At 34.8% G+C, this 26,669-nt stretch carries 29 protein-coding genes and 1 other annotated feature; of the genes, 28 read left to right on the forward strand and 1 reads right to left on the reverse strand.

Annotation, left to right across the window (positions count from 1 at the left end):
* Nucleotides 1–321 precede the first annotated feature (321 nt).
* A complete protein-coding gene (locus tag BM212_RS08060; RefSeq protein ID WP_091897989.1) occupies nucleotides 322–1,512 on the reverse strand; it encodes a pyridoxal phosphate-dependent aminotransferase in 1,191 nt (396 codons plus the stop codon).
* Between the two features lie 190 nt (nucleotides 1,513–1,702).
* Between BM212_RS08060 and BM212_RS08065 the strand changes: the two genes are divergently transcribed.
* The 28 genes from BM212_RS08065 to BM212_RS08200 all read left to right on the forward strand — a co-directional run.
* On the forward strand, nucleotides 1,703–1,954 hold the full coding sequence (locus BM212_RS08065) for a YkuJ family protein (protein ID WP_072694525.1): 252 nt from the start codon (nucleotides 1,703–1,705) through the stop codon (nucleotides 1,952–1,954).
* A 160-nt stretch (nucleotides 1,955–2,114) separates the two neighbouring features.
* Nucleotides 2,115–2,657 (forward strand): YqeG family HAD IIIA-type phosphatase, encoded by a 543-nt coding sequence (locus tag BM212_RS08070; protein ID WP_072694526.1) that lies wholly within the window; start codon nucleotides 2,115–2,117, stop codon nucleotides 2,655–2,657.
* The gene (gene yqeH, locus BM212_RS08075; RefSeq protein ID WP_091897991.1) at nucleotides 2,638–3,768 is read left to right on the forward strand and encodes a ribosome biogenesis GTPase YqeH; all 1,131 of its coding nucleotides are present in this window, start codon (nucleotides 2,638–2,640) and stop codon (nucleotides 3,766–3,768) included. The genes BM212_RS08070 and yqeH overlap by 20 nt, the downstream gene beginning before the upstream one ends.
* A 38-nt stretch (nucleotides 3,769–3,806) precedes the next feature.
* Nucleotides 3,807–4,124 (forward strand): ribosome assembly RNA-binding protein YhbY, encoded by a 318-nt coding sequence (yhbY, locus tag BM212_RS08080; protein ID WP_072694528.1) that lies wholly within the window; start codon nucleotides 3,807–3,809, stop codon nucleotides 4,122–4,124.
* Between the two features lie 52 nt (nucleotides 4,125–4,176).
* Nucleotides 4,177–4,818 carry a nicotinate-nucleotide adenylyltransferase gene (locus tag BM212_RS08085; protein ID WP_072694529.1) on the forward strand — a complete coding sequence of 214 codons (642 nt, stop codon included), beginning with the start codon at nucleotides 4,177–4,179 and terminating at the stop codon, nucleotides 4,816–4,818.
* Complete coding sequence (yqeK, locus tag BM212_RS08090; RefSeq protein WP_072696080.1) at nucleotides 4,808–5,410, forward strand: bis(5'-nucleosyl)-tetraphosphatase (symmetrical) YqeK; 603 nt, start codon at nucleotides 4,808–4,810, stop codon at nucleotides 5,408–5,410. Before BM212_RS08085 ends, yqeK begins: the two co-directional genes overlap by 11 nt.
* A gap of 10 nt (nucleotides 5,411–5,420) precedes the next feature.
* Entirely contained in the window at nucleotides 5,421–5,783 is a 363-nt protein-coding gene (gene rsfS, locus BM212_RS08095; RefSeq protein ID WP_072694530.1) for a ribosome silencing factor, read from the forward strand.
* A complete protein-coding gene (locus tag BM212_RS08100) occupies nucleotides 5,768–6,502 on the forward strand; it encodes a class I SAM-dependent DNA methyltransferase (protein ID WP_072694531.1) in 735 nt (244 codons plus the stop codon). Before rsfS ends, BM212_RS08100 begins: the two co-directional genes overlap by 16 nt.
* Nucleotides 6,447–7,715, forward strand: coding sequence for a nucleotidyltransferase (locus BM212_RS08105; protein WP_232226862.1), 1,269 nt, complete (start codon nucleotides 6,447–6,449; stop codon nucleotides 7,713–7,715). Before BM212_RS08100 ends, BM212_RS08105 begins: the two co-directional genes overlap by 56 nt.
* A 143-nt stretch (nucleotides 7,716–7,858) precedes the next feature.
* Nucleotides 7,859–8,422 (forward strand): DUF177 domain-containing protein, encoded by a 564-nt coding sequence (locus tag BM212_RS08110; protein ID WP_091897993.1) that lies wholly within the window; start codon nucleotides 7,859–7,861, stop codon nucleotides 8,420–8,422.
* 99 nt (nucleotides 8,423–8,521) lie between these two features.
* Nucleotides 8,522–8,692, forward strand: coding sequence for a 50S ribosomal protein L32 (rpmF, locus tag BM212_RS08115; protein ID WP_072694533.1), 171 nt, complete (start codon nucleotides 8,522–8,524; stop codon nucleotides 8,690–8,692).
* A 144-nt stretch (nucleotides 8,693–8,836) separates the two neighbouring features.
* Nucleotides 8,837–9,199, forward strand: a complete 363-nt coding sequence (locus BM212_RS08120) for a DUF3397 family protein (RefSeq protein WP_072694534.1) — start codon at nucleotides 8,837–8,839, stop codon at nucleotides 9,197–9,199.
* 288 nt (nucleotides 9,200–9,487) lie between these two features.
* On the forward strand, nucleotides 9,488–9,919 hold the full coding sequence (mraZ, locus tag BM212_RS08125) for a division/cell wall cluster transcriptional repressor MraZ (protein ID WP_072694535.1): 432 nt from the start codon (nucleotides 9,488–9,490) through the stop codon (nucleotides 9,917–9,919).
* A 43-nt stretch (nucleotides 9,920–9,962) separates the two neighbouring features.
* Nucleotides 9,963–10,907 carry a 16S rRNA (cytosine(1402)-N(4))-methyltransferase RsmH gene (rsmH, locus tag BM212_RS08130; RefSeq protein WP_072694536.1) on the forward strand — a complete coding sequence of 315 codons (945 nt, stop codon included), beginning with the start codon at nucleotides 9,963–9,965 and terminating at the stop codon, nucleotides 10,905–10,907.
* A gap of 25 nt (nucleotides 10,908–10,932) precedes the next feature.
* Nucleotides 10,933–11,316 (forward strand): cell division protein FtsL, encoded by a 384-nt coding sequence (gene ftsL, locus BM212_RS08135; RefSeq protein WP_072694537.1) that lies wholly within the window; start codon nucleotides 10,933–10,935, stop codon nucleotides 11,314–11,316.
* Nucleotides 11,313–13,511, forward strand: a complete 2,199-nt coding sequence (locus BM212_RS08140) for a penicillin-binding transpeptidase domain-containing protein (RefSeq protein WP_091897995.1) — start codon at nucleotides 11,313–11,315, stop codon at nucleotides 13,509–13,511. The genes ftsL and BM212_RS08140 overlap by 4 nt, the downstream gene beginning before the upstream one ends.
* Nucleotides 13,512–13,543: 32 nt before the next feature.
* Complete coding sequence (gene mraY / locus BM212_RS08145) at nucleotides 13,544–14,512, forward strand: phospho-N-acetylmuramoyl-pentapeptide-transferase (protein WP_091897997.1); 969 nt, start codon at nucleotides 13,544–13,546, stop codon at nucleotides 14,510–14,512.
* A 95-nt stretch (nucleotides 14,513–14,607) separates the two neighbouring features.
* Nucleotides 14,608–15,993, forward strand: a complete 1,386-nt coding sequence (gene murD / locus BM212_RS08150) for a UDP-N-acetylmuramoyl-L-alanine--D-glutamate ligase (protein ID WP_091897999.1) — start codon at nucleotides 14,608–14,610, stop codon at nucleotides 15,991–15,993.
* A 26-nt stretch (nucleotides 15,994–16,019) separates the two neighbouring features.
* Nucleotides 16,020–17,138, forward strand: coding sequence for an undecaprenyldiphospho-muramoylpentapeptide beta-N-acetylglucosaminyltransferase (murG, locus tag BM212_RS08155; RefSeq protein ID WP_072694541.1), 1,119 nt, complete (start codon nucleotides 16,020–16,022; stop codon nucleotides 17,136–17,138).
* A gap of 25 nt (nucleotides 17,139–17,163) precedes the next feature.
* Entirely contained in the window at nucleotides 17,164–18,006 is an 843-nt protein-coding gene (locus BM212_RS08160) for a cell division protein FtsQ/DivIB (RefSeq protein ID WP_091898001.1), read from the forward strand.
* A gap of 255 nt (nucleotides 18,007–18,261) precedes the next feature.
* Nucleotides 18,262–19,581, forward strand: coding sequence for a cell division protein FtsA (gene ftsA / locus BM212_RS08165; RefSeq protein ID WP_091898003.1), 1,320 nt, complete (start codon nucleotides 18,262–18,264; stop codon nucleotides 19,579–19,581).
* A 24-nt stretch (nucleotides 19,582–19,605) separates the two neighbouring features.
* The gene (gene ftsZ / locus BM212_RS08170; protein WP_091898005.1) at nucleotides 19,606–20,835 is read left to right on the forward strand and encodes a cell division protein FtsZ; all 1,230 of its coding nucleotides are present in this window, start codon (nucleotides 19,606–19,608) and stop codon (nucleotides 20,833–20,835) included.
* A gap of 31 nt (nucleotides 20,836–20,866) precedes the next feature.
* The gene (locus tag BM212_RS08175) at nucleotides 20,867–21,349 is read left to right on the forward strand and encodes a cell division protein SepF (protein WP_091898007.1); all 483 of its coding nucleotides are present in this window, start codon (nucleotides 20,867–20,869) and stop codon (nucleotides 21,347–21,349) included.
* A gap of 108 nt (nucleotides 21,350–21,457) precedes the next feature.
* The gene (locus BM212_RS08180; protein ID WP_232226960.1) at nucleotides 21,458–21,676 is read left to right on the forward strand and encodes a YggT family protein; all 219 of its coding nucleotides are present in this window, start codon (nucleotides 21,458–21,460) and stop codon (nucleotides 21,674–21,676) included.
* A gap of 8 nt (nucleotides 21,677–21,684) precedes the next feature.
* Nucleotides 21,685–22,470, forward strand: coding sequence for a YlmH family RNA-binding protein (locus BM212_RS08185; protein WP_177206393.1), 786 nt, complete (start codon nucleotides 21,685–21,687; stop codon nucleotides 22,468–22,470).
* Nucleotides 22,471–22,557: 87 nt separating this feature from the next.
* Nucleotides 22,558–23,214, forward strand: coding sequence for a DivIVA domain-containing protein (locus BM212_RS08190; protein ID WP_072694547.1), 657 nt, complete (start codon nucleotides 22,558–22,560; stop codon nucleotides 23,212–23,214).
* 10 nt (nucleotides 23,215–23,224) lie between these two features.
* Nucleotides 23,225–23,481 (forward strand) — a binding site (T-box leader).
* 49 nt (nucleotides 23,482–23,530) lie between these two features.
* Nucleotides 23,531–26,308: an isoleucine--tRNA ligase gene (gene ileS, locus BM212_RS08195; RefSeq protein ID WP_091898011.1), complete on the forward strand. Its 2,778-nt coding sequence runs from the start codon at nucleotides 23,531–23,533 to the stop codon at nucleotides 26,306–26,308.
* A gap of 77 nt (nucleotides 26,309–26,385) precedes the next feature.
* The coding region (locus BM212_RS08200; protein ID WP_177206345.1) for a helix-turn-helix domain-containing protein at nucleotides 26,386–26,669 on the forward strand (284 nt) is incomplete at its 3' end.

Here is a 26,669-nt window from a genome sequence, read left to right on the forward strand (position 1 = left end):
GGGTGATAAGCCGGGCGACCAAAGTCGTTTTCAATTAAGTGATATCGCGAGTCATCTAAATCTTCCACAACTTGATGAATAGAGTAGACGATATGATTTTCTGGTAAGTAACAGTTCATTTCTAATGGCAAGGTTGTTTGGTTCATGGTATATTGAGTATACATAAGGAGCACCCTTTCTATGATGTTTTTGTGGTGATTATATTATACCAAAGCCGTGCTCCTTTTGCTTACATAAACAAATAAGATCCACTGAAATCTCAAGTAGATTTTCAGCGGATCTTATTTGTTTGTTAAGACTTTTGTCCCAGCCTCTTTTAATCTAAATTTCTGGTGCATTTTCTTTCATGTAAGCTACTAAGCGTTTCATAGCTTCTTTAATCTCTGCCATACTGGATGCATAACTCAACCTTACATATCCTTCACCGGCTTTACCAAAAGCGACACCAGGTACAAATCCGATTTTTACTTTTTTGGCTAAATCTAGACAAAACTTAAAGCTGTCTTGGATATATCCTTCTGGAATTTTTGCAAAAATGTAAAATGCTCCATTAGGTTTAGCAATCTTAAATCCTAAGTCGCTCATGACCTCATAAATCAAATCACGACGTTTCTGGTATTCGAGGCGCATTGGAACAGCGTCATCCATTCCATTTTTCAAAGCTTCAATCCCAGCAAACTGGGTAATACTTGAAGCACTTGTCACAAGGTTTTGATGTACTTTTTTTATTTGATCTGTAATAGTTTTTGGTGCTAAAGTAAATCCTAAACGCCATCCCGTCATAGCGTGTGATTTTGACAGCCCATTGATGACGATTGTCTGATCAAAGAGATACTCTCCTAAAGAAATATGCGATCCTTCATAAACTAGTTCACTGTAAATCTCATCACTGATTGCGAAGATGTTAGGATATTTTTTCAAGGTATCAGCAATAGCTTTAACTTCTTCTCTATTCCAAGTGACACCTGTTGGATTAGTAGGATAATTCAAGATGATTGCCTTAACTTTATCCCCATGTTTATCCATTGCGGATTGAATCATTTCAGGTGATAAAATAAAATCATTTTCAGTTGTATCAATATATATAGGAACTCCACGTCCTAACAACACTAAAGGTTCGTATAGTGAAAAGAAGGGAGACGGAATCAGAACTTTATCCCCTGGGTTCAAGATACCGAGTAAAGTTGTTGCCAATGCTTCGGTAGCACCAACTGTTGATAAAATTTCAGTCTCTGGATCATAAGAAACATTATATTTAACTTGTATGAAATTGGCTAACGCTTCTCGCAATCTAATATCGCCTGCCATGCCTGTATAAAAGGAAAAATTGTTATTGATCGCTTCGATTCCAGCATCTTTAACGTGCTGCGGTGTTGGGAAATCTGGCTGGCCTAATGTTAAACGAATCATTCCTTCAATTGGAGCTACCTGTTCGTCAAACTGTCGAATTAGAGAAATTTCAATTTCTTGTGTTTGTGCATTGAATAGTTTATGTAGTTCAGTTGTGTCCATAATAAATCCTCCCCTAATCATATTAGGAACCATTTTATCATATTATGAAAATAAAAGTAGTATTTGCTGTACATTTTTTCATTAAAGTTTTCACTGATAAAAAGAACTAGCCCTGTTACTGTAATTTTTCTTAAAATCTGGTAAAATAAGAAAGTGAAAGTTAGAAGAGAAGCAGGAAGGGGAATACCAGATGAAACCATCCCAACTTATACCAATTATAAGAAGATTAGATGCGATGAGAGAAGATGAAAGTGATGAAGTCCAAGTCAGAAGATTTGAAAAGGACGGTAAAGAACAATGTATTGTGCGTTATGATAAGTCATCCCGTATGTACGAATTAGAAGATCGTACAAGTGGACAAACTTATGAATTTGATAACATTGACTATGTCGCTGTGGAGATCTTGGAACTTGTTCAACCAGCAAGTTCGACTGAAGACTAAAGTCATGCACATAGGAAGTGCTTATGAGTACTTCCTATTTTTATGAAATTTTATAATAAGGATTGTAGTATAGAGCTTCTCTTAAAAAATGATTCACTATATAAATCGATTGGCCTAAAGCCTTATGCAGGTCAAAAGAATAAAGAAAAGGAAGAAGAGGATGCTAAATAGTTTTAAACCTACATGGATGGTTAATTCCATCTATCAAATCACTCCTGAGCAATTAAAGCGTAACAACATCAAAACTGTATTGACAGATCTAGATAATACATTGATAGCTTGGAATAACCCTGTGGCAACTGAAGAAACCTTAGAATGGATTGAACTGATGAAAGCAAGTGGAATTAATGTTGTCATCATTTCAAATAATAAAGCTAAAAGAGTCAGTAAGGTAGCAACTATTTTAGAGCTTGAATTTATTCCTAATGCCATGAAACCTTTACAGAAAGGTTTTAGACAAGCACAAGAAAAATTTGATCTATCAAAAGACGAATTATTGATGGTGGGAGATCAGATTGTCACGGATATCAAAGGAGCTAATCATGCTGGTATTAAAAGTGTACTTGTTAAACCAATACTGGATTCAGATGCTTGGAACACTCGATTCAATCGGATGATTGAACTCAAAATTATGAATTATTTGATTAAAAAAAATCCTGATATGAAATGGAGGGATTCACTACATGAGCCAGTTGAAAGATGAATCAGAATTGATATGTATAGGGTGCGGAGCAACACTGCAATCAAGCGATGATACTAAAGCAGGTTTTTTACCATTTTCTGTTTTGAAAAATGCAGATGAAAGTGAAGACTTATATTGTAAAAGATGTTTTCGTTTAAGACATTATAATGAAGTTCAAGATGTGGAGTTAACGGATGATGATTTCCTCAACATGTTGCATGAAATTAGCAATAAGCAGGCACTAGTCGTAAATATAGTAGATATATTTGACTTTAATGGTAGTTTTATTTCGAGTATCCAACGATTTGCAGGTAAAAACCCCGTAATTTTAGTTGGAAATAAAATAGATTTATTACCCAAATCACTTAAAGAAGGTAAAATGAGACAGTGGCTGACTGAAAGAGCACACGAAGCAGGAGTACATCCTAAGGAAGTATTTCTAACAAGCGCGATGCGTTCTGATTCAGTAGAAGCACTGATGAATTTGATCGAAAAAGAAAGAAAAGGTCAAGATGTTTATGTAGTAGGGACAACGAATGTTGGGAAATCAACATTAATCAATCAAATTATAAAACTTGCAACAAATGCGGAAGATATTATTACAACTTCTTATTTTCCTGGAACAACTCTTGGAAAGATAGAGATTCCTTTGGATGATGAACGAGTACTTGTTGATACACCAGGTATCATTCAGTCTTCTCAGATCGCTCATTATCTAACTCCGAAAGAATTAAAGCAAGTAACTCCAAGAAAAGAAATCAAGCCTAAAGTTTATCAGCTTAATGTAGAACAAACACTTTTCTTAGGTGGATTAGCTCGGTTTGATTATATTAGAGGTAATGGGAAACAGTCGTTTGTCTGTTACCTTTCTAATGAATTAAATATTCATCGGACTAAACTGGAAAAAGCCGATGAGCTCTATGCTAAACAAAGAGGAGAGCTTCTGACACCTCCTTATAAAGATAATTTAGAAACATTTCCTGAGCTTAAACGATTTGAATTTAATGTGAAAGAACCTTCAGATTTGGTTTTTTCAGGCTTAGGCTGGATTTCAATCGAAGACGCTGGAACTACGGTTGCTGGCTGGGCACCTAGAGGGGCAGATATTTCCTTAAGAAAGTCTTTGATATAGTAGATTTTAAAAAATATGAATATAAAGGAAGCTTTTTAATGCAATTAACCGGAAAACAAAAAAGATATTTAAGAGCGCAAGCAAATGATATGTCTCCCTTATTTCAAATTGGGAAAAATGGTTTGACAACTGAAATGGTTAATGAGTTCGTGGAAGCATTGGAGAAACGTGAATTAATGAAAGTACAATTACTTCAAAATACAGATGTTGAACCTAAAGAGGCGAAAATATTTATTGAAGAGAATTCTAATATCAATGTGGTACAGATTATCGGTAAGGTAATTGTGCTTTTTAAACCTTCAACAAAAGAAAAATATCAAATTTATTCAACAAAGTTACCCCATTCGAGTAACTGAAATATAACATGAAATATATAAGAAACAAATCGATTAAGGTAGGCGAAAAAAGTTGGTAAAAAAAACGTCCGCAATAATTGAACCAGAAGTCAAGGTAGAAAACATTCATATAGAGGAAAGAAAAAAAATAGGTATCTTGGGAGGTACTTTCAATCCTCCTCATTTGGGACACTTGATTATTGCAGATCAAGTGCGGGATCAGCTAGGATTAGAAAAAATTCTTTTTCTGCCCTCTGCAATTCCCCCACATGCTGAAGGAAAAACAACCATCGATGCAAAGCACCGGATCAAAATGGTTGAAAAAGCAATTGAACTAGAACCAGAGTTTGAACTAGATTTTACCGAAATTAATCGTGGAGGAAAAAGCTTCACCTTTGATACGATCAAAGCATTGACTGAGCAAAATCCTGATATTGAATATTATTTTATTATTGGAGCAGATATGGTTGAAGATTTACCATCTTGGCATAGAATTGAAGAGCTAGTCCATTTAGTGCAAATAGTCGCTGTCAATCGTCCTGATTATTCAGTGGAGACAGCTTTTCCGCTGATTTTTATTGATGTCCCCAATATTGAGATTAGTTCAAGTACAATTAGACAAAAAATTGCAGATCAATGTTCAGTAAAATTCTTACTTCCTGACAATGTCCTTGAGTATATAGAATCAGAAGGGTTGTATCATGATGAAATCTGAAAATATAACTTATTCACAACAATATATTAATTGCTCTAGAAAAGAACTTTTAGAAGCAGTTAGCCAAGTAATGAGTCCTAAGAGATTTATTCATGTAAAAGGGGTAGAACAAGCTGCTCTTGAACTAGCAGAGCAATATGGTGCGGATAGAGAAAAAGTGAGTATAGCTGCTTTGTTACATGATTATGCAAAAGAACAATTAGACGAAGAAATGCGCGATATTATTATCAGCGAAAATATGGATCTTGAGTTGCTTCAGTATGGAAATAATATCTGGCATGGGCCAGTCGGAGCTATTCTGATCCGTAATCGTTTTGAAGTAACGGATACTGAGATTTTAGATGCTGTTCGTCATCATACGGTTGGTGCTCCCCATATGGGACTGATCGAGCAAATCATTTATATAGCGGATTATATTGAACCGAATCGAGACTTTAAGGGAATAACAGAAGCAAGAACATTAGCAAAAAGCAGCTTAAAAGAGGCGATTGCTTTTGCAACGCTCAAGACATTGAAATATTTACTAGAAAAAAATGTTAAAATCTATCCGCGAGCAATTGAAACATATAATGCATGGGTAGTGCAGAAGTAGGAGGAAGTTTATGACAAAAACAGCAGAACAAATTTTAGAAGTTGTAATAAAAGCAGCAGACGATAAACAGGCTGAAGAAATTATGGCCTTAGATATGAAAGGTGTATCATTATTAGCAGATTATTTTGTAGTGACTCATGGCAATAACGAAAGACAAATTGATGCAATAACAAATGCTATAAAAGATGCAGCTGAAAAAAATAATATAGAGATTAGAAAAATAGAAGGTAAAGAAGGCGGAAAATGGATTCTGATTGATTTAGGAGAAGTTATCGTCCACTTATTCAATGAGGAAGAAAGAGAATTTTATCAGTTAGAACGTTTATGGACAGATGCAGACTATGTAGATGTATCTAAATGGGTCGAACAGTGAAATATAATTGGTTTGCAAAAGTATATGATGAATTAATGGACGACTCACTATATCCAAAGTGGGCAGAGTATACTAGTCAGTATCTGACTAAAGAAAATCATATTCTCGAACTTGGATGTGGTACTGGAATATTGGCTTTGCAATTAACTAAAGCTGGATTTGATATAACTGCCCTGGATCTTTCTTCAGATATGTTGAGTCTTGCCTATGACCGCCAATTGGAAGCGGGGGTAAGATTTCCTCTAGTTGAAATGGATATGCGGAATTTATCTGAACTGGAAAATTTTGATGGTGTCATTTGCTATAGTGATGCCTTGTGTTATATTGAAACAGAGGAAGAAAAGGGAGAAATATTTTCTGAGGTTTATGAAAAATTGAATCAAGATGGTGTGTTTTTATTTGATGTACATTCTACTTATCAGGTAAAAGAATTTGACCAGTTTTCTTATCATGATGAAGTTGAGGGTATTGTTTTTCTATGGGATAGTTACACAGGAGATAAAGAATATTCTGTTGAACACCAGTTGACATTTTTTGTTGAAAAAGAAAATGGGCATTATGAAAGATTTGAAGAAATACACAAAGAATGGACACATTCACTTGATAAGTATATAGAGTTACTAAAAAAGGCAGGATTCAAAAAAATAGAAGTCTCTGCTGACTTTGGACAAAAAGTCAACGATGAAAGCAGACGCTGGTTTTTTGCTGCTAAAAAGTGAGGAAGTAATTATGAAAGCGTGCGGAATAATAGCGGAATACAATCCTTTTCATAATGGTCACTTATATCAGCTCGAAGAAGCTAAAAAAAGAACGGGTGCGGAAGTGATAATCGTTGTAATGAGCGGTAATTTTCTACAACGTGGAGAACCTGCGATAGTCGATAAATGGAAAAGAGCCAAAATGGCACTGGCGGGTGGAGCGGATCTGATATTAGAGTTGCCAGTATCATATAGTGTACAGCCAGCAGATTTATTTGCTAAAGGAGCCATAGAAATTCTAGCAGGTCTTGGATGTGCCTCATTAAGTTTTGGAGCTGAATCTGGCAATGGAGAGACATTTAAAAAAGCTGCAAAACTGCTGATTGAATACTCAGAAGACATTGATGACCAGTTTAAAAAACAAAATGAAAAAGGAAAACCATATGCCGTAAGAATGGAACAAGCTATTGCTGCTGTTATTCCTTCTTTCCCAATTAACTTATCAAAGCCAAATAATCAGCTAGGTCTAGCATATGCAAAGGAAAATTATTATCATGGTGATAGATTTCATTTTGAAGTAATTGGAAGAAAACAGGCAGAGTATCATGACGTGAATTTGTCAGAAAACACAACAATTGCAAGCGCCACAGCTATAAGGAAGCAATTGCTTAATCCTTTAAATGTTCAAAATTCTTCTCAAGCATTTATGCCTGCAACTAGTTTGGAATTATTAAATCAAAGCCAGTTAATTAATTGGAATAATTATTGGCGTTTACTGAAATATCAGATTCTTTCTTCTTCATTGAAAGAGCTGCAGCAAATCTATCAAATGGAAGAAGGGCTTGAATATCGCTTGAAAAAAGCTGTTCAAAGTGCTGATTCATTTGAGAGGTTTATACAGACTGTAAAAAACAAAAGAATGACACGGACTCGTTTACAACGCTTATGTGTGTATGTATTGTTGCAGATCAAGCATAGTGATTTAGCTGCTTTAAACCAAATGCCTACTTCACGAATATTAGGGTTTAGTCCATTGGGACAACAATATTTGAGTGAAGTAAAAAAATCTTCTAGTGTCAATTTGTTGACAAAGATCAATAAATTGACAAAAGATAATTGGTCCTTAGATATAAAAGCTGGAGAAGTCTATCAACTAGCTTTAGATAATGTCAAATTAAAACAGGATTTCAATCGAAAGCCTTTAAATATTATTGACATTACAACTGGTGACTAGTATAATTATTTTTGTTGCCTTAAAGTCGAAAGGGACTTTATTTTTAATATCACAATTTTTTGAGTGATTATTGGCTGCTCAATTTAAAGAAGTTGTTTGATATAGATAAAACCATTTATAATAAGACTAAGAGGTGATAACATATGAAAATCAAATGGGCTTTGAACGAATTAAAGAAACTTAACGGAGATCCTCTTCCATTATCTGGTCAAGTAGACTTAACGAAGTCATTAAAAGATAGGAATACTTCTATTATCGATGCAGAACCGTTACTTATGGATGGGATTTTAGTTGTTGAAAACACAGATGAATTTTTAGTTGACTTAAACTTGTCAATTAGTTTGACTCTTCCGTCTGCGCGTTCTCTTGAGCCAGTAAAAGTTGATTTACGTATTCCATTTTCTGAGACATATCTTGCTGCTGGAACAGTAGTTGATGCTGAAAAGTACGGAAATGATGAAATCGTTGTTGAACTCGAATCAGATACGTTAGATTTGCAGAAACCACTTGAAGATGTTGTTTTAGCAGCAATTCCTACTCAAGTTTTCACGAATGAAGAACTTGAAAACGGGGATATGCCTCGTGGCAGCGACTGGAAAGTCGTATCAGAAGATGCATATGGTACTGGAGTGAGAGAACGTTTGTCAGAAGAAGAAGATCCTAGATTTGCAGCATTAAAAGGATTTTTTTCTGAAGAAAATGAATAATATTATACAAGGATTATATCCTAAACAAGTTTTAGATAATCAGTTATTTGATTAATAATGATCATTATCTAAGAACCCTTTAAGGAGGTGTGTTGGAACATGGCAGTACCTAAAAGAAGAACATCTACAGCTAGAAAAGCTAAACGTCGTACTCACATCAAATTGGATCTTCCAAATATGAGTGATTGTCCTAAATGTGGAGAAGTAAAACGTAACCACCACGTATGTCCATCTTGTGGATTTTACGCTGGGAAAGACGTTTCAAAATAAAAAAGTTATACTAAAAAACCTCTATTTTAAATAATAGAGGTTTTTTAGTATAATAGGGTAATAGTCATACGTATAAATACCTTGAGTGTAAATTAAGTCCAAGTATTTGTAAAACACCCAATAGAAACGGAAGAAGGTGAGTACTTGCAGAATGTAAATATCGATTTATACTTTGTTTTGTTTTATATCTGTCCTTATTTATTGCTAATACCTACTAGACTAGTTAATAAAGTATTTAAAAGATATGAAATTAAAGTAAGAGGGGTAGATTTTGTAGTACCAGTTTTAATTTTTTCTATCCATATCTTTAGTGTACTAATTGTAGGGAAAAGCTTTATTCCATATTTTACTCTTGTTATTTCAATTATTGGTTTAATTTTATCTACTATTTTTGCATTTAAACATAAAAAGCTAACAATTTTGAAAGTTTTGAGAGTCTGGTGGAGATATGTATTTATCTGTGCATTATTAGTGTATATTTCTTTAGGTGTTTTATTGCTTTTGTAATTTAATACAATAATTAAAAATATTAGTAATCAAGTTACAACAAATAGTCCTCATCTAGAAATGGATGAGGGCTATTTGTATGGGAACGTACATACCTTTATTGGTTGGGATGGCAAGCTTTTTTCTCATTTTGAATTATAGAGATAGAAAAAAGGGAACGTAAGTTATTTTTATTCTTGCTAAGTTATATATTTTACATATTTTTTGAGTATTTTTCTAATATTGGGTGGTAGAAAGTGGGGCATTGTGGTAGACTATGCCATATATGTGGGGAAAGGGGGCAGTGAAATGTTGTTGGGAGAATATAAGCATAATATCGACTCTAAAGGTCGCTTGATTGTACCAGCTAAATTCCGAGAAGATTTAGGCCAATATTTCATTGTCACTCGTGGACTAGACGGTTGTTTATTCGGTTATCCACAAAAAGAATGGGAAGTTTTAGAAAAAAAACTTAAACAACTTCCTTTAGCAAAAAAAGAATCAAGAGCTTTTACAAGATTTTTCTACTCTGCGGCAACCGAATGTACGTTGGATAAGCAAGGTAGAATAAATATCCCTCAGACTTTAAGAGACCATGCCAAGCTAGATAAAGCTTGTTATGTCGTAGGTGTTTCTGAACGTTTTGAAATATGGAGCGAAGAAAGATGGGACGCATTTTCAAAAGAAGCTGAAGGTTCATTTGAAGATATGGCAGAAGAAATGGTTGATTTTGGATTTTAATTAATAATATTGAAGATAACTTGAATAGACAGGAGGCTAAAATGTGGAATTCAACCATGAGACAGTTTTATTGAAAGAAGCAACAGATGGCCTAAATATTAAGCCGCATGGAGTATATGTAGACTGTACTTTAGGTGGGGGTGGACATTCAGCACTTATACTGGATCAGCTGAATGACAAAGGCCATTTATATGCCTTTGACCAAGATAATACAGCGATAAGGTATGCAAAGGAAATATTAAAAGATCAAGTTGAAAAAAATAAGATTACTTTTGTTCAGTCAAATTTTAGAAATTTAAAGAAATCACTGAATGATTTGAATGTTTCAAAAGTTGACGGTATTTTATACGATCTAGGAGTATCGTCTCCACAGCTTGATAACGCAGAGAGAGGGTTCAGTTACCATCAAGATGCTGCCTTGGATATGCGTATGAATAGGGATCAAGAATTAACTGCGCATGATGTTGTTAATAAATGGTCGTATTCTGATCTTGTAAGAATATTCTTTCGATATGGTGAAGAAAAATTTTCTAAGCAGATTGCAAGAAAAATTGAAGCGCATAGAGAAGTTCGAACCATTGATACGACTCAAGAGTTGGTAGATATCATAAAAGAAGCTATTCCAGCCCCTGCAAGACGTAAAGGTGGGCATCCAGCAAAGCGTGTTTTTCAAGCTATCAGAATAGCTGTAAACGATGAATTAAGTGCTGTAGAAGAATCATTAGAACAAGCTGTTGAATTGTTAGATACGAATGGTCGGTTAAGTGTGATTACTTTTCACTCATTAGAAGATAGAATTGTTAAACAGATTTTTAGAGATTTTTCAAAACTGCCTGACGTTCCTAGAGGACTGCCAGTCATGCCAGACTTTAAGAAACCATCTTTAAAGTTAATTAACAGGAAACCAATATTACCAAGCCAAGAAGAATTAAGTATTAATAATAGAGCAAGAAGTGCTAAATTACGTGTAGCTGAAAAACAAGTATAAAATTTAATATGAAAGGAGAATTTTTATGGCTATGAATGACAACTTAGCAAGAGAAATTAATATGCAAGCTATTCCAAAACCAGTTCAACAACCTGAGTATCAGCCTGGTAGAGTACATACTAAGAAAACGGTAAAAAGAGGAATAACTCGTTTAGAAATTTGGGTGATCAGTTTCTTTGGAGTTGTGTTATTTGGACTATTAGTTGCTAATATCACAATGGCGATGCAATTATCAACTACGAATCGAGCAGCTCAAGATCTAAGAGATCAATCAGCAGAGATTCAAACCGTAAACGAGAATTTAGAACAGAATATACAAGAACTTTCTCGCTATGACAGAGTATATGAAATCGCTGAAAACAATGGGCTGAAGATGAATGAAGATCAGATTAGGAATGTAACCCCATGAAAAAAATTACTAAGAAAATAAGAGCTACTAATCCATTTCGTAACCGTAAAATTATTGCTGTTTTCCTGTATTTAGCATGTTTTATAATGTTTGGATTTGTGGCTCTTCGCTTTTCATGGATTATGGTCAAAGGTGAAATCAATGGGGAAGACCTTTTGCAGAATATAGATAATCTTTATACTAGAAATACGGTTTTACAAGCTAATAGAGGAACAATATATGACAAGAATGGAAATCCGATAGCAATGGATGCCAGTTCTTATAAACTAGTAGCTATACTAACAGATGAATGGTCTAGTCCAACTCGTCCTCAACATGTACAAGAACCTGAAAAAGTAGCAAAAATACTAACCAAATATATTTCTATGAGTGAAGAAGAAGTATTGGAAAAACTGACTAAAAATTCCTCTCAAGTTGAATTTGGTGCTGCTGGAAATAATTTATCCTATGATATAGTTAGTCAGATACAGGAAGAACTTGAAAAAGAAAACCTCACAGGAATTACGTTTCAAGATAAAAAAACAAGACTCTATCCAAACGGAACTTTTGCTTCTCATACTATTGGACTTGCACAAGTACAAAGTGATGATGAGAGTGATGAAGCTTATCAGCAATTGAAAGGCATCATGGGTCTAGAACAGACTTATGATGATATTCTTAAAGGAACTAATGGTACAATTGAGTATCAGAAAGATCCCTATGGGTATGTTGTTCCAGGCGAGGAAGAAATTAGAGAAGAAGCTGTGGATGGTAGCGATCTATATTTAACTTTAGATCGCAGACTTCAAGTTTTATTAGAAAATGTAATGGAAGAAGTAGATGAAGAACACACCCCTGAAAATATGACTGCTACATTGATGAATGCAAAAACTGGTGAAATTCTAGCTACTTCTCAACGACCTTCTTTTAATGCAACTACCAAAGAAGGTATTGATCAGTCATGGCAAAACTTATTAGTTGAATATGCATTTGAACCTGGTTCAACAATGAAGGTAATGACACTAGCTGCTTCTATTCAAGAAGGTACTTTTCACCCTGATAGTTATTATATGTCTGGAGAAATTTCTGTTGCAGGCGGGACTGTTCATGACTTTAACCCAGATGGATGGGGATCGATTACTTATCTTGAAGGGTTAGCTCGTTCTAGTAACGTTGCTTTTGTTCATCAAGTTGAAGAAATGGGCTATGACACCTGGAAAAAATATTTGGACAATTATGGTTTTGGTGAAGCTGTCGGGATGAATTTGCCTAACGAGTATAGTGGTAGTAATAAATATGAATGGCCATTAGAGAAAGTTAATACAGCATTTGGTCAAGGACTAAGCGTGACTCCTGTGCAAATGCTACGTGCTTTTTCAGCTATCGCAAATGAAGGTAATATGGTAAAACCTTATCTGGTAGACCATATAACAAATAAGACTACAAATGAAGTGACACAATTTGAACCGGAATATACAGAGAGCTTAATTTCAAAAGAGACTGCTCAAAAGACACTACAGTATTTAACTGAGACAGTAAATAATGAACATGGAACGGCAAAAGGATATAAAATTGATGGATATGAAATTGCTGCTAAGACCGGTACTGCTCAATTATATAACCCAGATACAAAGCAGTATTATAGTGGAGGAGGAAATTACATTTATTCAGTTGTTGGTATGGCACCGGCGGATGATCCGGATGTGATTTTATACGTGACAGTACAGCAGCCTGATTTTAATGGAGCAAGTCAAGGTAGCGAAGTTGTGCAAAAAATATTTAATCCTGTGATGAAAAGAGCTTTGGAATATATGGATGCAGAAGATGGGGACAGTACAGAAATTGTTCAAAATGAAATGATGCCTAACTTGATTGATAGTAACACATCCGAAGCTGTAACAGAGATTCAAAGCAAAAGTTTGAGCACTTCTATTATCGGAACAGGAGATAAAATAGTACAACAGTTTCCGTTAGAAGGTTCAACGTTATATGATGGTCAGAAAACAATTTTATTAACTAATGGAGCAATGACATTGCCGGATATGAGTGGATGGTCTAGAAGTGATGCGATGAAAGTATCCGAAATGACTGGAGTCGAATTCGAATTTGAGGGAGAAGGATATGTTTCAGAACAAGAACTTGCTCCCAATTCATTTATAGAACCGGGCACTAAAGTTAAGCTATCTTTGTCTCCTGTATCGGGTGAAGAAGAGTAAAGTTAAAAGTTTTAAAGGAGATAGGATAAAGAATGTTAGAGTTATTAAGAACAGTTACTCCGGTGTTAGTTAGTTTTATTATTACAGTAATCTCTATGCCGTTTGTGATTCAGTATTTCAGCAAAAAACAATTAGGTCAAGTAACCAGAGAAGAAGGACCGACATGGCACGAAAGTAAATCTGGTACACCCACTATGGGTGGAGTTTCATTTATCTTTGCTGTCACTATAACAGTATTGATTTTAAGTTATTTCCTTGATGTCTTTACAACAGGAATACTATTATTAACTTTTATTTTAATTCTGTATGGATTGATTGGATTTTTAGATGATTATATTAAAGTTATTATGAAACGAAATCTTGGTTTAACTAGTTTACAGAAATTAATTGGACAAATTATAGGTGGAGTCGTATTTTATATCGGTCTTAATTTATTAAATTATCCAACAGTTTTAGATATTCCAATTTTAGGGTCAATTGATCTTGGATGGGGATATGGATTATTCTTGCTGTTCTGGCTTGTAGGATTTTCTAATGCTACAAATCTAACTGATGGAATTGATGGTTTGATGGCAAGTACTGGTATGATTGCCTATCTTGCTTATGGAGTGATTGCTGGAATACAAGATCAATGGGATATCATGGTTTTCTCTTTATCAGTTTTTGGGGGTTTGCTTGGCTTCTTTATATTCAACAAAAAGCCAGCAAAAGTCTTTATGGGAGATGTTGGTTCATTAGCGCTTGGAGCAGGTTTAGCAGGGATATCGATTCTGTTGAATCAAGAATGGACTTTAATTCTTATTGGAATCATCTTCGTTTGTGAGACTGCAAGCGTGATGCTGCAGGTAAGTTCATTCAAGCTGAGAGGTAAAAGAATTTTCAAGATGAGTCCCATCCATCACCATTACGAAATGGTGGGATGGAGTGAATGGAAAATAGTGGGAATATTTTCGTTAATAGGGTTCCTTATGGCTTTAGTCGTACTATTTATTTTGGTATAATAAGCTGAAAAAGCTGGATGTAGAGTGATCTACTTCCAGTTTTTAAACTATTCACTATACAATCTGTATATCAATTTTGAAAATGAGGGATAAATATGAAGCAAATAGACAAGTATACTAATAAAAAAATTCTCGTATTAGGATTGGCTTTAAGTGGCGTAAGTGCTGCTAAATTGTTACATAAGTTAAAAGCTTTAGTGACTGTCAATGATTATAAAAATCTTGATGAAAACCCAGAAGCTAGAGAGCTTATTAACGAAGGTTTAAGAGTAATTACAGGGGGACATCCAATAGAGTTGATGGATGAAGATTTTGAATTGATCGTCAAAAATCCTGGAATCCCGTACTCAAACCCAATCGTTAAAAAAGCCATAGAAAAAGGTATCCCAATTATTACAGAAGTAGAACTGGCATATGAAGTTAATGAAAGTAAAATGATCGGTATAACTGGTACAAATGGTAAAACTACAACCACAACAATGATTACAGAAATATTGAATACAGATCGTGTACTTGGAACAGCTTACGCTGCTGGAAACATTGGAACACCAGCTAGTGAGGTTGCGATGAAAGCAACAGAATCTGATGTAACAGTTCTGGAATTATCCAGTTTTCAATTGCTGGGTACGCTTAATTTGAAACCAGCCATTTCAGTGATTACTAATTTATATTCTGCTCATTTAGATTATCACGGAACTAGAGAAGAATACGTAAAAGCAAAAATGAAAATTACGGATAATCAGACAGAAAATGATTATTTAATATACAATGCTGATCAAGAAGAGTTGTCAGAACTGGTTATTCAGCATAGCAAGGCCCAGTTGATCCCTTTTTCACGTAAGAAAAAAGTAGAACAAGGTATATATGTGAAAAATGATAGAATATATTTCAATGAAGAAGAGGTTCTTGAAGTAAGTGATATTCTCCTGCCTGGAAAACATAATTTAGAGAATGCTTTAGCAGCAATAGCTGTAGCGAAATTAATGAATAAGTCTAATGAAGCTATCAAAAAAGCTTTAATGCAATTCAAAGGTGTCAAACATCGTACACAATTTGTGTGCACATTCGAAGGGCGTAAATTTTATAACGATTCAAAAGCAACTAATTCTTTAGCTACAATCAATGCTCTAGAAGGATTTGAAAATCCAATTATTTTATTAGCAGGCGGTTTAGACCGTGGGGTATCATTTGATGAACTAATACCAGCAATGAAAAAAAATGTTAAAGCTGTACTTGCTTTTGGTGAAACTGCAGAAAAGATTATTGAAACGGGCAAGAAAGCTGGAATAAACAAAACAATCAAAGTAGTAAACGTTGAACAAGCTGTTCCAGAAGCTTATAAAATGAGTGAACCTAATGATATTATCTTACTTTCACCAGCTTGCGCAAGTTGGGATCAGTATCCAAGTTTTGAGATCAGAGGAAATGCATATATGGAAAGTATAGATCAATTTATCCAATCGAAACAAGAGGAGGAATAAAGCACCGATTCGGTGTTTGACCAAACATGAAAGTATTATTGACAGGTGGCGGAACAGGTGGGCATATTTATCCAGCTTTGGCGCTGAAAAAAAGAATTGAAGAACGATATCCTGATTCTGAATTTTTGTATATTGGAACGGAAAGAGGTTTAGAAAGTAAAATTGTTCCTGAAAACGCTGTTCCATTTAAAACAATCAAAGTGGAAGGGTTCAAGAGGAAATTAAATCTAGAGGGTATTTTATATAATTTGAATACGATAAGACTATTCCTCTCAGGAATCAGTCAATCAAAGAAATTCATTAAACAGTTTGCTCCAGACGTAGTGATTGGGACAGGCGGATATGTTTGTGCACCTGTCTGTTATGCTGCCGCGAAAGCAAAGGTACCAACGGTTATACATGAACAAAATAGTGTGGCAGGAGTTACGAATAAATTCTTAGCTCGATTCGTAGATAAAATAGCTGTTTGCTTTGAAGAAGCAGTTACTCAATTTAAAGGAAATGAAGCAAAGGTAATTTATACAGGGAACCCTAGAGCTCAAGAAGTAGCAGGAATCAAAAAAACACCCATTTTAAAACAGTTTGATTTAAATCCTGATAAAGAAACAGTCCTGATATTTGGTGGAAGCAGAGGTGCACAGCGAATTAATCAGACATTTATTGATAGTTATCAGAAATTATCTGAACAGCCTTATCAAGTAGTTTATGTGACTGGAGAAGTGCATCATCAAAATATTATAAGTCAATTAGAGAAAAAATACGGAGAATCTATGCATACGGAATCCATTCGTGTTGTTCCATATATACAAAAAATGCCTGAAGTATTTGCAGCCGTTTCTATAGTTGTGGGTCGAAGCGGAGCAACTACCTTGGCAGAGTTAACTTCTTTAGGGATACCAAGCATTCTGATACCAAGTCCAAATGTAACAGAAGATCATCAGACAAAAAATGCCTTAAGCTTAGTTCATCATGGTGCTGCACTGATGATACGTGAATCTGAATTATCAGAAAAAAGTTTTGTAGAAGAAATCAACAGACTTATGAAGGATGAAGACAAGAGAAAAGAAATGGCAGACAATTCTAAAAAACTAGGGAAACAAAAAGCTTCTGATGAACTGATCGAAATTATTAATCAAATCACCTAACTAACTTGTTAAGGAGGAGAGTAAAATGAAAAAGAACCATCATCACTCGGTTACCAATATAAAAGAACTTTATACGAAAAAAAATATTGGCTCTCCTTCAGGAAAGAACAAGAAAGGCCAAATGATTAAAATTAAATGGACAGTATTAGTATTGTTTTTTTTGACTATGATGTTTTCTTCTATCTACTTTATAAGTCCTTATAGTCAAATTAGAACAATCTCCGTCTCTGGAACCAATGAGGTATTGGATCAAGAAGTAATTGACAGCAGTGGAGTTCATTCAGGCGAATCACTGTGGGGAACTTATTTTGAAAGAAAAGCAATTTTTCAAAATATCAAAAGTGAATTGCCACAAGTTAAAAATGTTAAACTCTATATAGAAGGATTGAATAATTTCCGCTTTGAAATTAGTGAACTTAAGACAGTAGCTTACTTAACTGATGGTGAAAATTATTATAATATTCTAGAAGATGGCACAACTTTGAAAAAAGAATATACTGCAACTGGTGGCAATTTACCGACATTTATTGGTTTTTCTGATGGAAAAGTGCTCAATCAAATGTTAGATCAGTATAATGAGTTAGATGATAATGTCAAAGCAATGATCTCTGAAATGGAATGGATCCAAAATGATCGTAATCCCTTACTTGTCAAAGCTTACATGAATAACGGAAATGAAATACTCGCTTCTATCCCGAGTTTCGCGGAACGGATGCAACGTTATCCGCAGTTAGTAAGAGCTGTTGAAGGAGAAAATGGATTATTTGATCTAGAAGCTGGTGCTTATTTTTTACCATTTTCTACTGAAAATGATCAGAAGTATGATGAAGAAAACAGCGTTGAGATAGATGAAACTTCTAATGAATAAAGTTATTCATTAGATTATATACCAAACATACAATCGATTGTTACATAAAAGTTATATTTTGTATTGAGAAATCAATAAACTAACTTCTATAACGATAGTAATGTATGGTAAAATAAGAATTAACATAAAGTTAATCATATTAAAGTTAGTATGGATTTTTTCTATACGTTAATGCATAAAAAACTAAATAATTCTAGGGTTAGACCTGAATATACTAAAATAATACCTAGTGTAGACTGGAGGTTTCAATCAATAATGGAAAATGGTGTTTACGCAAGTCTAGATATTGGAACCACTTCAATCAAAGTTATAGTAGCTGAAGTATTAAATGGACAAATGAACGTGATTGGAGTCGGTAGTGAGAGATCTAAAGGACTAAACAAAGGCATGATTGTTGATATTGAAGAAACAAGTAATGCGATAACTTTGGCAGTTAAACAGGCCGAAGAAAAATCAGGTCTTAAAATTGAAGAACTTATTGTAGGAATACCCGCGCAAGGTGTACAAATAATTCCTTGTAACGGATATATACAAGTGGAGCAATCTCATGAAGAGATTAATGATCAAGATGTAGAAAAAGTTATTCGGGAAACATGTTTGAATTCTGTTCCCACTGATAAAGAAGTCATTTCAGTAATGATTGAAGAATTTTTAGTAGATGGGTTTGACGAGATTAAAGATCCTAGGGGAATGGTTGGAGAAAGACTAGAGGTATATGGTACAGTATTAGCAGTTCCTAAATCAATTGTTCATAACATTAAAAAATGTGTTCAACTATCAGGATATAGTATTAAAGATTTGATTATCCAACCTCAAGCAATGGCACAATTGGTTTTGTCAGAAGACGAAAGACAATTCGGTACTATACAAATTGATATTGGCGGAGGACAAACAACTGTATCAGCTATACATGATCATCAATTGAAATTTGTTCATGTAGAGCAACAAGGTGGAGAGTTTGTAACAAAAGACATATCGATGGTGTTGAATACATCAATCCAAAATGCGGAAAACCTGAAAAGAGATGTTGGGTATGCCTTTGCAAATCATGTAGCCGACGATCAGTTTGTTCATGTAGATGTAGTAGGTCAGCAAGATCCTATTAAAGTTAAAGAGTCATATATTTCCGAAATAATAGAAGCTAGATTGGAACAGATTTTTGAAGTTTTAAAAAATAAACTGGATAAGATTGATGCATTATCTTTACCAGGAAAAGTTAAACTTACTGGTGGGGCAGCAGCAATACCTGGAATTAGAGAACTTGCTGAAGATATATTTGAGGTTCAAGTTGATGTGTACATACCAGATTTTATGGGAGTAAGATACCCATCCTTCACTAATGCAATTTCACTGGTCTATTATGAAGGACAATTAGATGGTATTCAAAAATTAATTAATCAAATAAGCTTATCAGATATTAGATCTAATTCGAAAGAATTATCTCATAGTTCAAGTAAATCAGTAAATCATCATAATTCAAAACAAGATGAAACTTACGTGAAGTCAGCAGAAACGCAAAAAGGACCATCTTTCACAGAAAAAGTTAAAAGCTTTTTCTCAACATTTTTTGATTAAATATCGTACACAGGAGGAAAAAGAATGGAATTAGAATTCGATTCAATCGCATCTCAGGGAGCAGTATTAAAAGTAATTGGTGTAGGAGGTGCTGGAGGAAACGCTGTCAATAGAATGATTCAAGATGGCGTGCAAGGAGTAGAGTTCATTGTGGCCAACACGGATGTTCAAGCTTTAGACATGATGAGTGCTGAAACTAAAATCCAACTTGGGCCAAAATTGACTAGAGGACTTGGAGCAGGCGCTAACCCTGAAGTAGGAAGGAAATCCGCAGAAGAAAGTGAAGAAGCAATTGCAGAAGCATTACAAGGTGCGGATATGGTTTTTGTTACTGCTGGTATGGGAGGCGGTACTGGAACGGGAGCAGCTGGAATCGTTGCACGTATTGCTAAAGAACAGGGCGCATTAACAGTTGGGGTTATTACTCGTCCGTTTACATTTGAAGGACCGAAAAAAGGTCGCTTTGCGGCTGAAGGTATTGCATCAATGAGAGAACATGTTGACACTCTTGTAACAATCTCCAATAATCGCTTACTAGAGATTGTCGATAAAAAGACTCCGATGATGGAAGCTTTTAGAGAAGCTGACAATGTTTTACGTCAAGGGGTTCAAGGAATTTCAGATCTTATTACTAATCCTGGATATGTCAACTTGGATTTTGCAGATGTGAAAACAGTTATGGAAAATCAAGGATCTGCATTGATGGGTATTGGTACTGCTACAGGTGAAAATAGAACTGCAGAAGCAACTAAAAAGGCAATATCATCACCCCTGCTTGAAGTTTCTGTCGCCGGTGCTGAATCTGTCTTGTTGAACATTACTGGTGGATCAGATTTGACTCTGTTTGAGGCCCAAGATGCTTCTGATATTGTATCTGCTGCAGCAACTAGTGAAGTCAATATTATTTTTGGTACATCAATCAATGAAGATTTAGGCGACGAAGTAGTCGTTACTGTTATTGCTACAGGTATTGATGGAGAAAAGATAGAAAATAAAAGACCTTCAGCAAATAAAACAGCCAAAACATCATCGAATACAGTTAAAAAATCTGAAAATGATCCTTTTGGGAACTGGGATATTCGTAAAGAACCTAATCTAAGAGATCGTCACAATGAAGATCTGGATCAATTAAACGAGACTAGTCAAGATAGTAAAGAAAAGGACTTGTTCTCTAGAGAGGACTCTTCAGATGGGGCAAGTTCAGATGATGAAGTTGATACACCACCATTTTTTAGAAGAAGGAAAAAAAGATAAGGATCAATCCTCTTTGAAAGGAGACTTATAAATGGGAATGAAAGATCGTTTAAACAACTTTTTCTTCCTAGAAGACGATTCTGAAGAGATGGACATTCCTTCTGAAAAGACTGCTAGTAAGAATGTAAAAGAAAAACCTATGCAATCACCAAAAAAGGATAAACCGACAGTTTCTAAAACTCAATCCGTGCGAAAAGTTAGTTCAAATCAAAATATTGTAGCAATTAATCAACAACAAGCAATCAAAAAACCGCGTATCAATGTTTTAGAACCTCGTACGTATTCAGAAGTTCAAGGAGTAGCAGATATTCTGTTGAACAATCAGTCTGTTATCTTGAATTTTAGAAGAATGGAAAAAGACCAAGCAAAAAAAGTCATTGATTTTTTAATGGGAACTACTTATGCTATTAAGGGTGACATTGAAAGAATTGGTGAAGAAATCTTTGTTTGTACACCTCAGTCTGTTGAACTTGATGGAGCAGAGCTACAAGCTTTGAAGAAACAGGATTTTTAACCGGAACGGAGATATACAAGCATGCTATTTCAATTTATAAGTTATTTATATTCTTTTCTTATCAACCTTATTGATATCTATCGACTTTTATTAGTTGTATATTTTTTGATGTCATGGCTTCCTGGAGCTTATCAATCAAGTATTGGGCGATTATTGACTAGAATATGCGAACCGTATGTAGGGTTCTTTCGTAGATTTGTTCCTCCTATTGGAATGATTAGTTTAGCGGGATTAGTCGCATTGTTTGCTCTTTCCTTTATTAAAATGGGATTAGCACCAGTGTTTAATATTTTAGTAAATTTATTAAGTCAATTAGGCTTACTGTGAGGTAAATTATGGATAATGTATACCAGCATTTCAGAAAAGACGAACAACTTTTTATTGATTCTGTCGTAGACTGGGTTCGTCAAGTAGAAGAACAGTATACTCCTTATCTATCTCCTTTTTTAGATCCGAGACAGCAATTCATTGTGGAATCTGTCGCTGGGCAAAATAGTGAAATTACTTTGCATAGTTTCGGTGGATATGAAGATGCTGAACGGAAAAAAATCTTTTTAGCACCTTCATATTATGAACCAGAACAGAATGATTATGCTATCACGATATGTGAAATTAACTATCCAATTAAATTCGCAACATTATCACATGGAAACATTTTAGGTTCACTTACAGGAGCGGGCATTGACCGTGGAAATCTAGGCGATATTATAACTGATGGTGAAAATTGGCAAGTATTTGTAGATAAACCTATGATGCCTTTTTTGCTATCTCAAATCGACAGTATCGGTAAAATCAAAGTGCATTTGGAAGAAAAAATGTACACGGATATTATCTTACCTAAAGATAAGTGGGAAAGCAGAAGTATCATTGCTTCCTCTTTAAGAATTGATGTAGTACTGGCAAGTGCCTTTAATTTGTCACGTCAAAAATCTAAAGAACTTATCGCTTCCAATAAAGTTAAAGTGAATTGGAATGAAACAACGAGGCCTGATACAATATTAGGAATTTTTGATGTTATATCAATTAGAGGCTTTGGACGATTAAAGTTAAAATCAATTGAAGGAAAGACTCGTAAAGAAAAGATTCGTCTGGAATTAGATGTACTCGATAGAAACCAATAGGGTCTTGTATTGAAAAAGTATATTCATTATACTAATAGACAAATCATATTTGAATAGAACTTAAAAAAATCACGGAGGGATTCGACAATGGCATTAACTCCTATGGATATACATAACAAAGAATTTTCTGTAAAAATGAGAGGTTATGATCAAGACCAAGTCAATGACTATCTTGATCAAATCATTAAAGATTATGAATTGTTATTGAAACAGAAAAAAGAAACTGAAAAGAAATTAGAATTTGCTGAAGAAAAATTAGCAAGTTATGATCAAATGCAAGATTCGCTTAATAAATCAATTATCGTGGCTCAAGATGCTGCTGATCGTTTGAAAGAAAATGCTGAAAAAGAAGCAGAGATGATTTCAAAAGAGGCAGAAAACAAAGCTTCTAACGTGCGTCAAGATGCTGAAAACCATGCTGATCAACTACTGAAAGAAGCGGTAGGAAAAGCAAGGAAAATCGAGGAAGAAACGGAAGCTTTGCGTAAACAGAGTCGTATTTTTCGCCAGAGATTGCAGCTTATGATCGAATCACAACTAGAACTCGTAAAAAAAGAAGAGTGGGATGATCTTTTGCAGCCCCCTGCTTCTGAAAAGCCCGTAACAAATACTATCAATGAAGTGAAGTCAGAGCTTGATCAGAAAGATGAAGTAACTGATTTACCAGTTGAACCTGAACAAAATGCTGAAAATTCTGAGTATGAAGAAGGAATGACACCAGCTGTTGAGTTACCTAACATTTAATTTAAAGTGAATAGTAGCGATAACTGAAACAACATGAAGCAAAATACTTTTCAGAGAGCCAGCGGAGGTGTGAAGCTGGTAAGTGCTTTTTGCATAAATGATCATTCAGTGGCTCTTTAGTGAATTATGTAGTAGCTAAAGACGTAACTCTGCGTTAAAGAGAAGAGAAAAACAAAAGTAAATGTATAATATTGTGGAATATAAACAGTATTATTATCACTTAATGTTTTTGAAGTAAGGTGGTACCACGAAGATTTCGTCCTTTTAAGGATGAGGTCTTTTTTTATATAAAAAATTAAGTAAAGAGGGTAAAAAGATGGAAGTAAAAGATACATTAAATTTATTGAAAACTAAGTTTCCTATGCGTGCTGGTCTGCCTAATAAAGAGCCTGATCGTCAAGCAGAATGGACAGCAAACAATCTATATGAAAGAAGACAAGAGCTGAATAAAGATAAAAAGTCATTTGTATTGCATGATGGACCTCCTTTTGCGAATGGAAATATCCATATGGGACATGCTTTAAATAAGGTATCTAAAGATATTATTGTGCGTTACAAATCTATGTCAGGATTTCGTTCGCCTTATGTACCGGGATGGGACACACATGGATTGCCTATTGAGCAGGCATTAACGAACTCTGGAGTAAATCGTAAATCAATGACAGTGGCTGAATATAGGAAACTCTGTGAGGCATATGCTTGGGAACAAGTAAATACTCAACGTGAAGACTTCAAGCGATTAGGTGTTGCAGGTGAGTGGGATAATCCGTACGTCACTTTAACTAAAGACTATGAAGCAGAACAAATTAAAGTCTTCGGAAAAATGGCAGAAAAAGGTTTTATCTATAGAGGGCTAAAACCCATTTACTGGTCTCCTTCAAGTGAATCTTCTTTAGCTGAAGCAGAAATTGAATATAAAGATGTTAAATCTCCCAATATCTATGTAGCATTTAAAGTTAATGATGGAAAAGAAATTTTAGATAATGATACTTCATTGATCATCTGGACAACTACACCTTGGACGCTGCCATCTAACTTAGCAGTAGCTGTTAATGCAGATTTTGATTATGCAGTAGTAGAAGCGGATGGCCGTAAATTCGTTGTTGCATCTAAAATGGCAGAAGAAGTAGCTGAAATATTAGGATGGGAAGATGTAGAACTGATCAAGGAAGTAAAAGGATCAGATTTAGAACATGTAACGACTAAGCATCCTTTTTATGATAGAGATTCTTTAGTCATCTTGGGAGATCATGTAACGCTGGAGAGTGGTACAGGATTGGTTCATACAGCTCCTGGACATGGTGAGGAAGACTTCATAGCAGCTCAGCAATATGGATTGAAAGTGTTATCCCCTGTTGATGAAAAAGGTTGTTTTACGAATGAAGCTCCAGGACTTGAAGGTGTATATTATGATGATGCCAACAAAATTATTACGGACTGGTTAAAAGAAAAAGATGCTTTACTCAAATTGAGCTTTTTCACACATAGCTATCCTCATGACTGGAGAACTAAAAAGCCAGTAATTTATCGTGCAACACCGCAGTGGTTTGCTTCAATCAAAGATTTCAGAGAAGATATATTAAAAGCTATTCAGGAAGTAAACTGGTTACAACCATGGGGTATGCAAAGAATCTATAATATGGTAAGAGATAGAGGGGATTGGGTTATTTCTCGCCAGCGTGCTTGGGGTGTTCCACTACCAATTTTTTATGCTGAAAATGGAGATGCAATTATTACACCAGAAACTATTGAGCATGTATCTAATCTATTTGCTGAATTTGGTTCTAATGTCTGGTTCGAACGAGAAGCAAAAGACTTGTTACCTGAAGGATTTGAATCTCCTTCTAGCCCGAATGGTCGATTTACAAAGGAAACAGACATTATGGATGTGTGGTTTGATTCTGGTTCTTCTCATCAAGCAGTCCTTAAAGCTAGAGAAAACCTGACATTTCCAGCTGATATGTATCTGGAAGGCTCAGATCAGTACCGTGGCTGGTTTAACTCAAGTCTTACTACAAGTGTAGCAATTAATGATACGACTCCTTATAAGTCTGTTCTGTCTCAAGGTATGGTTCTAGACGGGGATGGTCGTAAGATGAGTAAATCTCTTGGAAATACTATTTTACCCAATAAGGTAATCAAACAGATGGGTGCTGATATAGTTCGGCTCTGGGTTTCTAGTGTAGATTCTCAAGCGGATGTTCGTGTCAGTATGGATATCTTAAAGCAAGTTTCAGAAGTTTACCGTAAAATTAGAAATACAATCCGTTTTTTAATTCAAAATACAGAAGATTTTTCTCCTGTTGAACATACAGTACCGTATGAAGAGTTAAGAACAGTTGACCAATATATGATGAACCGTTTGAATCGAACTGTTGAGAAAGTTTTAAATGCTTACGATAATTATGATTTTTCAGATATTTATAAAGAAATCAATCAATTTTGTACTGTAGATATGTCTAATTTCTATGTAAACTTTTCTAAAGATGTTTTGTATATAGATGCGCCAGATGCTCATTCACGTCGCGCAATGCAGACTGTGTTTTATCAAGTAACCGTGAAGCTGGCTAAGCTGTTAACTCCAATTATTCCTCATACGACAGAAGAAATCTGGACTTATCTAGACGAAGAGGAAGACTATGTACAATTAGCAGAAATGCCAGAAGTAGAACAATACGGTAATGCTGAAGAATTAGTCGAAAAATGGGATAAATTTATGCGCTTAAGAGATCATATTCTGAAAGCTAATGAAGTTGCTCGTGAAAATAAAGTAATCGGTAAAGATTTTGAAGCTGATACAACATTATATGCAACTAAAGAAGTAAGATCATTACTTGATTCACTGAATACTGACTTACGTCAAATTCTAATTGCATCCAACTTTACTGTAAAAGATCTTTCAGAAAAGCCTGAAGGAGATACGTCTATTCTTGATTTTGAAACTGTATCGATTAAAGTTGAACATATGGAAGGAGAGGTATGTGAAAGATGCCGAATTACTTCAAAAGACTTGATTGAAGTAGATGGTGTAGGTAAGTTATGTACAAGATGCCACCATATTTGTGAACAGCACTATCCAGAATTGTTAAAATAAGTAATAAAAAGAGCTGACCCAATGATCCGACCCCCATATATTAGACCAAAAATCTAATGTATAGGGGTCGGTTTTTTATGACTAAATATAATCTAAAGTTCAAGTCGATGGTCGTCACTGAATATCTAAAAGGATTTGGTGGTTACAGTTACCTTGCAAATAAATATGACATCAAGAGTGCAACTCAAGTTAAAGATTGGATAAATACTTATCAGAATTCTGGATGGGAAGGATTAGAGCGTAAGAGAAACCATAAGATTTACTCTGTTCAATTTAAAGTCAATGCGGTAGAGTTATACTTAAGAACAGAGTTGTCCTACCGCGAAGTTGCCAATCAATTAGGCATCAATCGACAAAGTAT

It is taken from the genome of Marinilactibacillus piezotolerans, from assembly GCF_900114235.1.
GTDB classification, from domain to species: Bacteria; Bacillota; Bacilli; order Lactobacillales; family Carnobacteriaceae_A; genus Marinilactibacillus; species Marinilactibacillus piezotolerans.

Bases quoted from the DNA above. Each gene is read 5' to 3' on its own strand.
- BM212_RS08060 (WP_091897989.1), bottom strand. From the start codon at position 1,512: ATGGACACAACTGAACTACATAAACTATTCAATGCACAAACACAAGAA.
- BM212_RS08065 (WP_072694525.1), top strand. From the start codon at position 1,703: ATGAAACCATCCCAACTTATACCAATTATAAGAAGATTAGATGCGATG.
- BM212_RS08070 (WP_072694526.1), top strand. From the start codon at position 2,115: ATGCTAAATAGTTTTAAACCTACATGGATGGTTAATTCCATCTATCAA.
- yqeH (WP_091897991.1), top strand. From the start codon at position 2,638: ATGAGCCAGTTGAAAGATGAATCAGAATTGATATGTATAGGGTGCGGA.
- yhbY (WP_072694528.1), top strand. From the start codon at position 3,807: ATGCAATTAACCGGAAAACAAAAAAGATATTTAAGAGCGCAAGCAAAT.
- yqeK (WP_072696080.1), top strand. From the start codon at position 4,808: ATGAAATCTGAAAATATAACTTATTCACAACAATATATTAATTGCTCT.
- rsfS (WP_072694530.1), top strand. From the start codon at position 5,421: ATGACAAAAACAGCAGAACAAATTTTAGAAGTTGTAATAAAAGCAGCA.
- BM212_RS08100 (WP_072694531.1), top strand. From the start codon at position 5,768: ATGGGTCGAACAGTGAAATATAATTGGTTTGCAAAAGTATATGATGAA.
- BM212_RS08110 (WP_091897993.1), top strand. From the start codon at position 7,859: ATGAAAATCAAATGGGCTTTGAACGAATTAAAGAAACTTAACGGAGAT.
- rpmF (WP_072694533.1), top strand. From the start codon at position 8,522: ATGGCAGTACCTAAAAGAAGAACATCTACAGCTAGAAAAGCTAAACGT.
- mraZ (WP_072694535.1), top strand. From the start codon at position 9,488: ATGTTGTTGGGAGAATATAAGCATAATATCGACTCTAAAGGTCGCTTG.
- ftsL (WP_072694537.1), top strand. From the start codon at position 10,933: ATGGCTATGAATGACAACTTAGCAAGAGAAATTAATATGCAAGCTATT.
- BM212_RS08140 (WP_091897995.1), top strand. From the start codon at position 11,313: ATGAAAAAAATTACTAAGAAAATAAGAGCTACTAATCCATTTCGTAAC.
- mraY (WP_091897997.1), top strand. From the start codon at position 13,544: ATGTTAGAGTTATTAAGAACAGTTACTCCGGTGTTAGTTAGTTTTATT.
- murD (WP_091897999.1), top strand. From the start codon at position 14,608: ATGAAGCAAATAGACAAGTATACTAATAAAAAAATTCTCGTATTAGGA.
- murG (WP_072694541.1), top strand. From the start codon at position 16,020: ATGAAAGTATTATTGACAGGTGGCGGAACAGGTGGGCATATTTATCCA.
- BM212_RS08160 (WP_091898001.1), top strand. From the start codon at position 17,164: ATGAAAAAGAACCATCATCACTCGGTTACCAATATAAAAGAACTTTAT.
- ftsA (WP_091898003.1), top strand. From the start codon at position 18,262: ATGGAAAATGGTGTTTACGCAAGTCTAGATATTGGAACCACTTCAATC.
- ftsZ (WP_091898005.1), top strand. From the start codon at position 19,606: ATGGAATTAGAATTCGATTCAATCGCATCTCAGGGAGCAGTATTAAAA.
- BM212_RS08175 (WP_091898007.1), top strand. From the start codon at position 20,867: ATGGGAATGAAAGATCGTTTAAACAACTTTTTCTTCCTAGAAGACGAT.
- BM212_RS08180 (WP_232226960.1), top strand. From the start codon at position 21,458: ATGTCATGGCTTCCTGGAGCTTATCAATCAAGTATTGGGCGATTATTG.
- BM212_RS08185 (WP_177206393.1), top strand. From the start codon at position 21,685: ATGGATAATGTATACCAGCATTTCAGAAAAGACGAACAACTTTTTATT.
- BM212_RS08190 (WP_072694547.1), top strand. From the start codon at position 22,558: ATGGCATTAACTCCTATGGATATACATAACAAAGAATTTTCTGTAAAA.
- ileS (WP_091898011.1), top strand. From the start codon at position 23,531: ATGGAAGTAAAAGATACATTAAATTTATTGAAAACTAAGTTTCCTATG.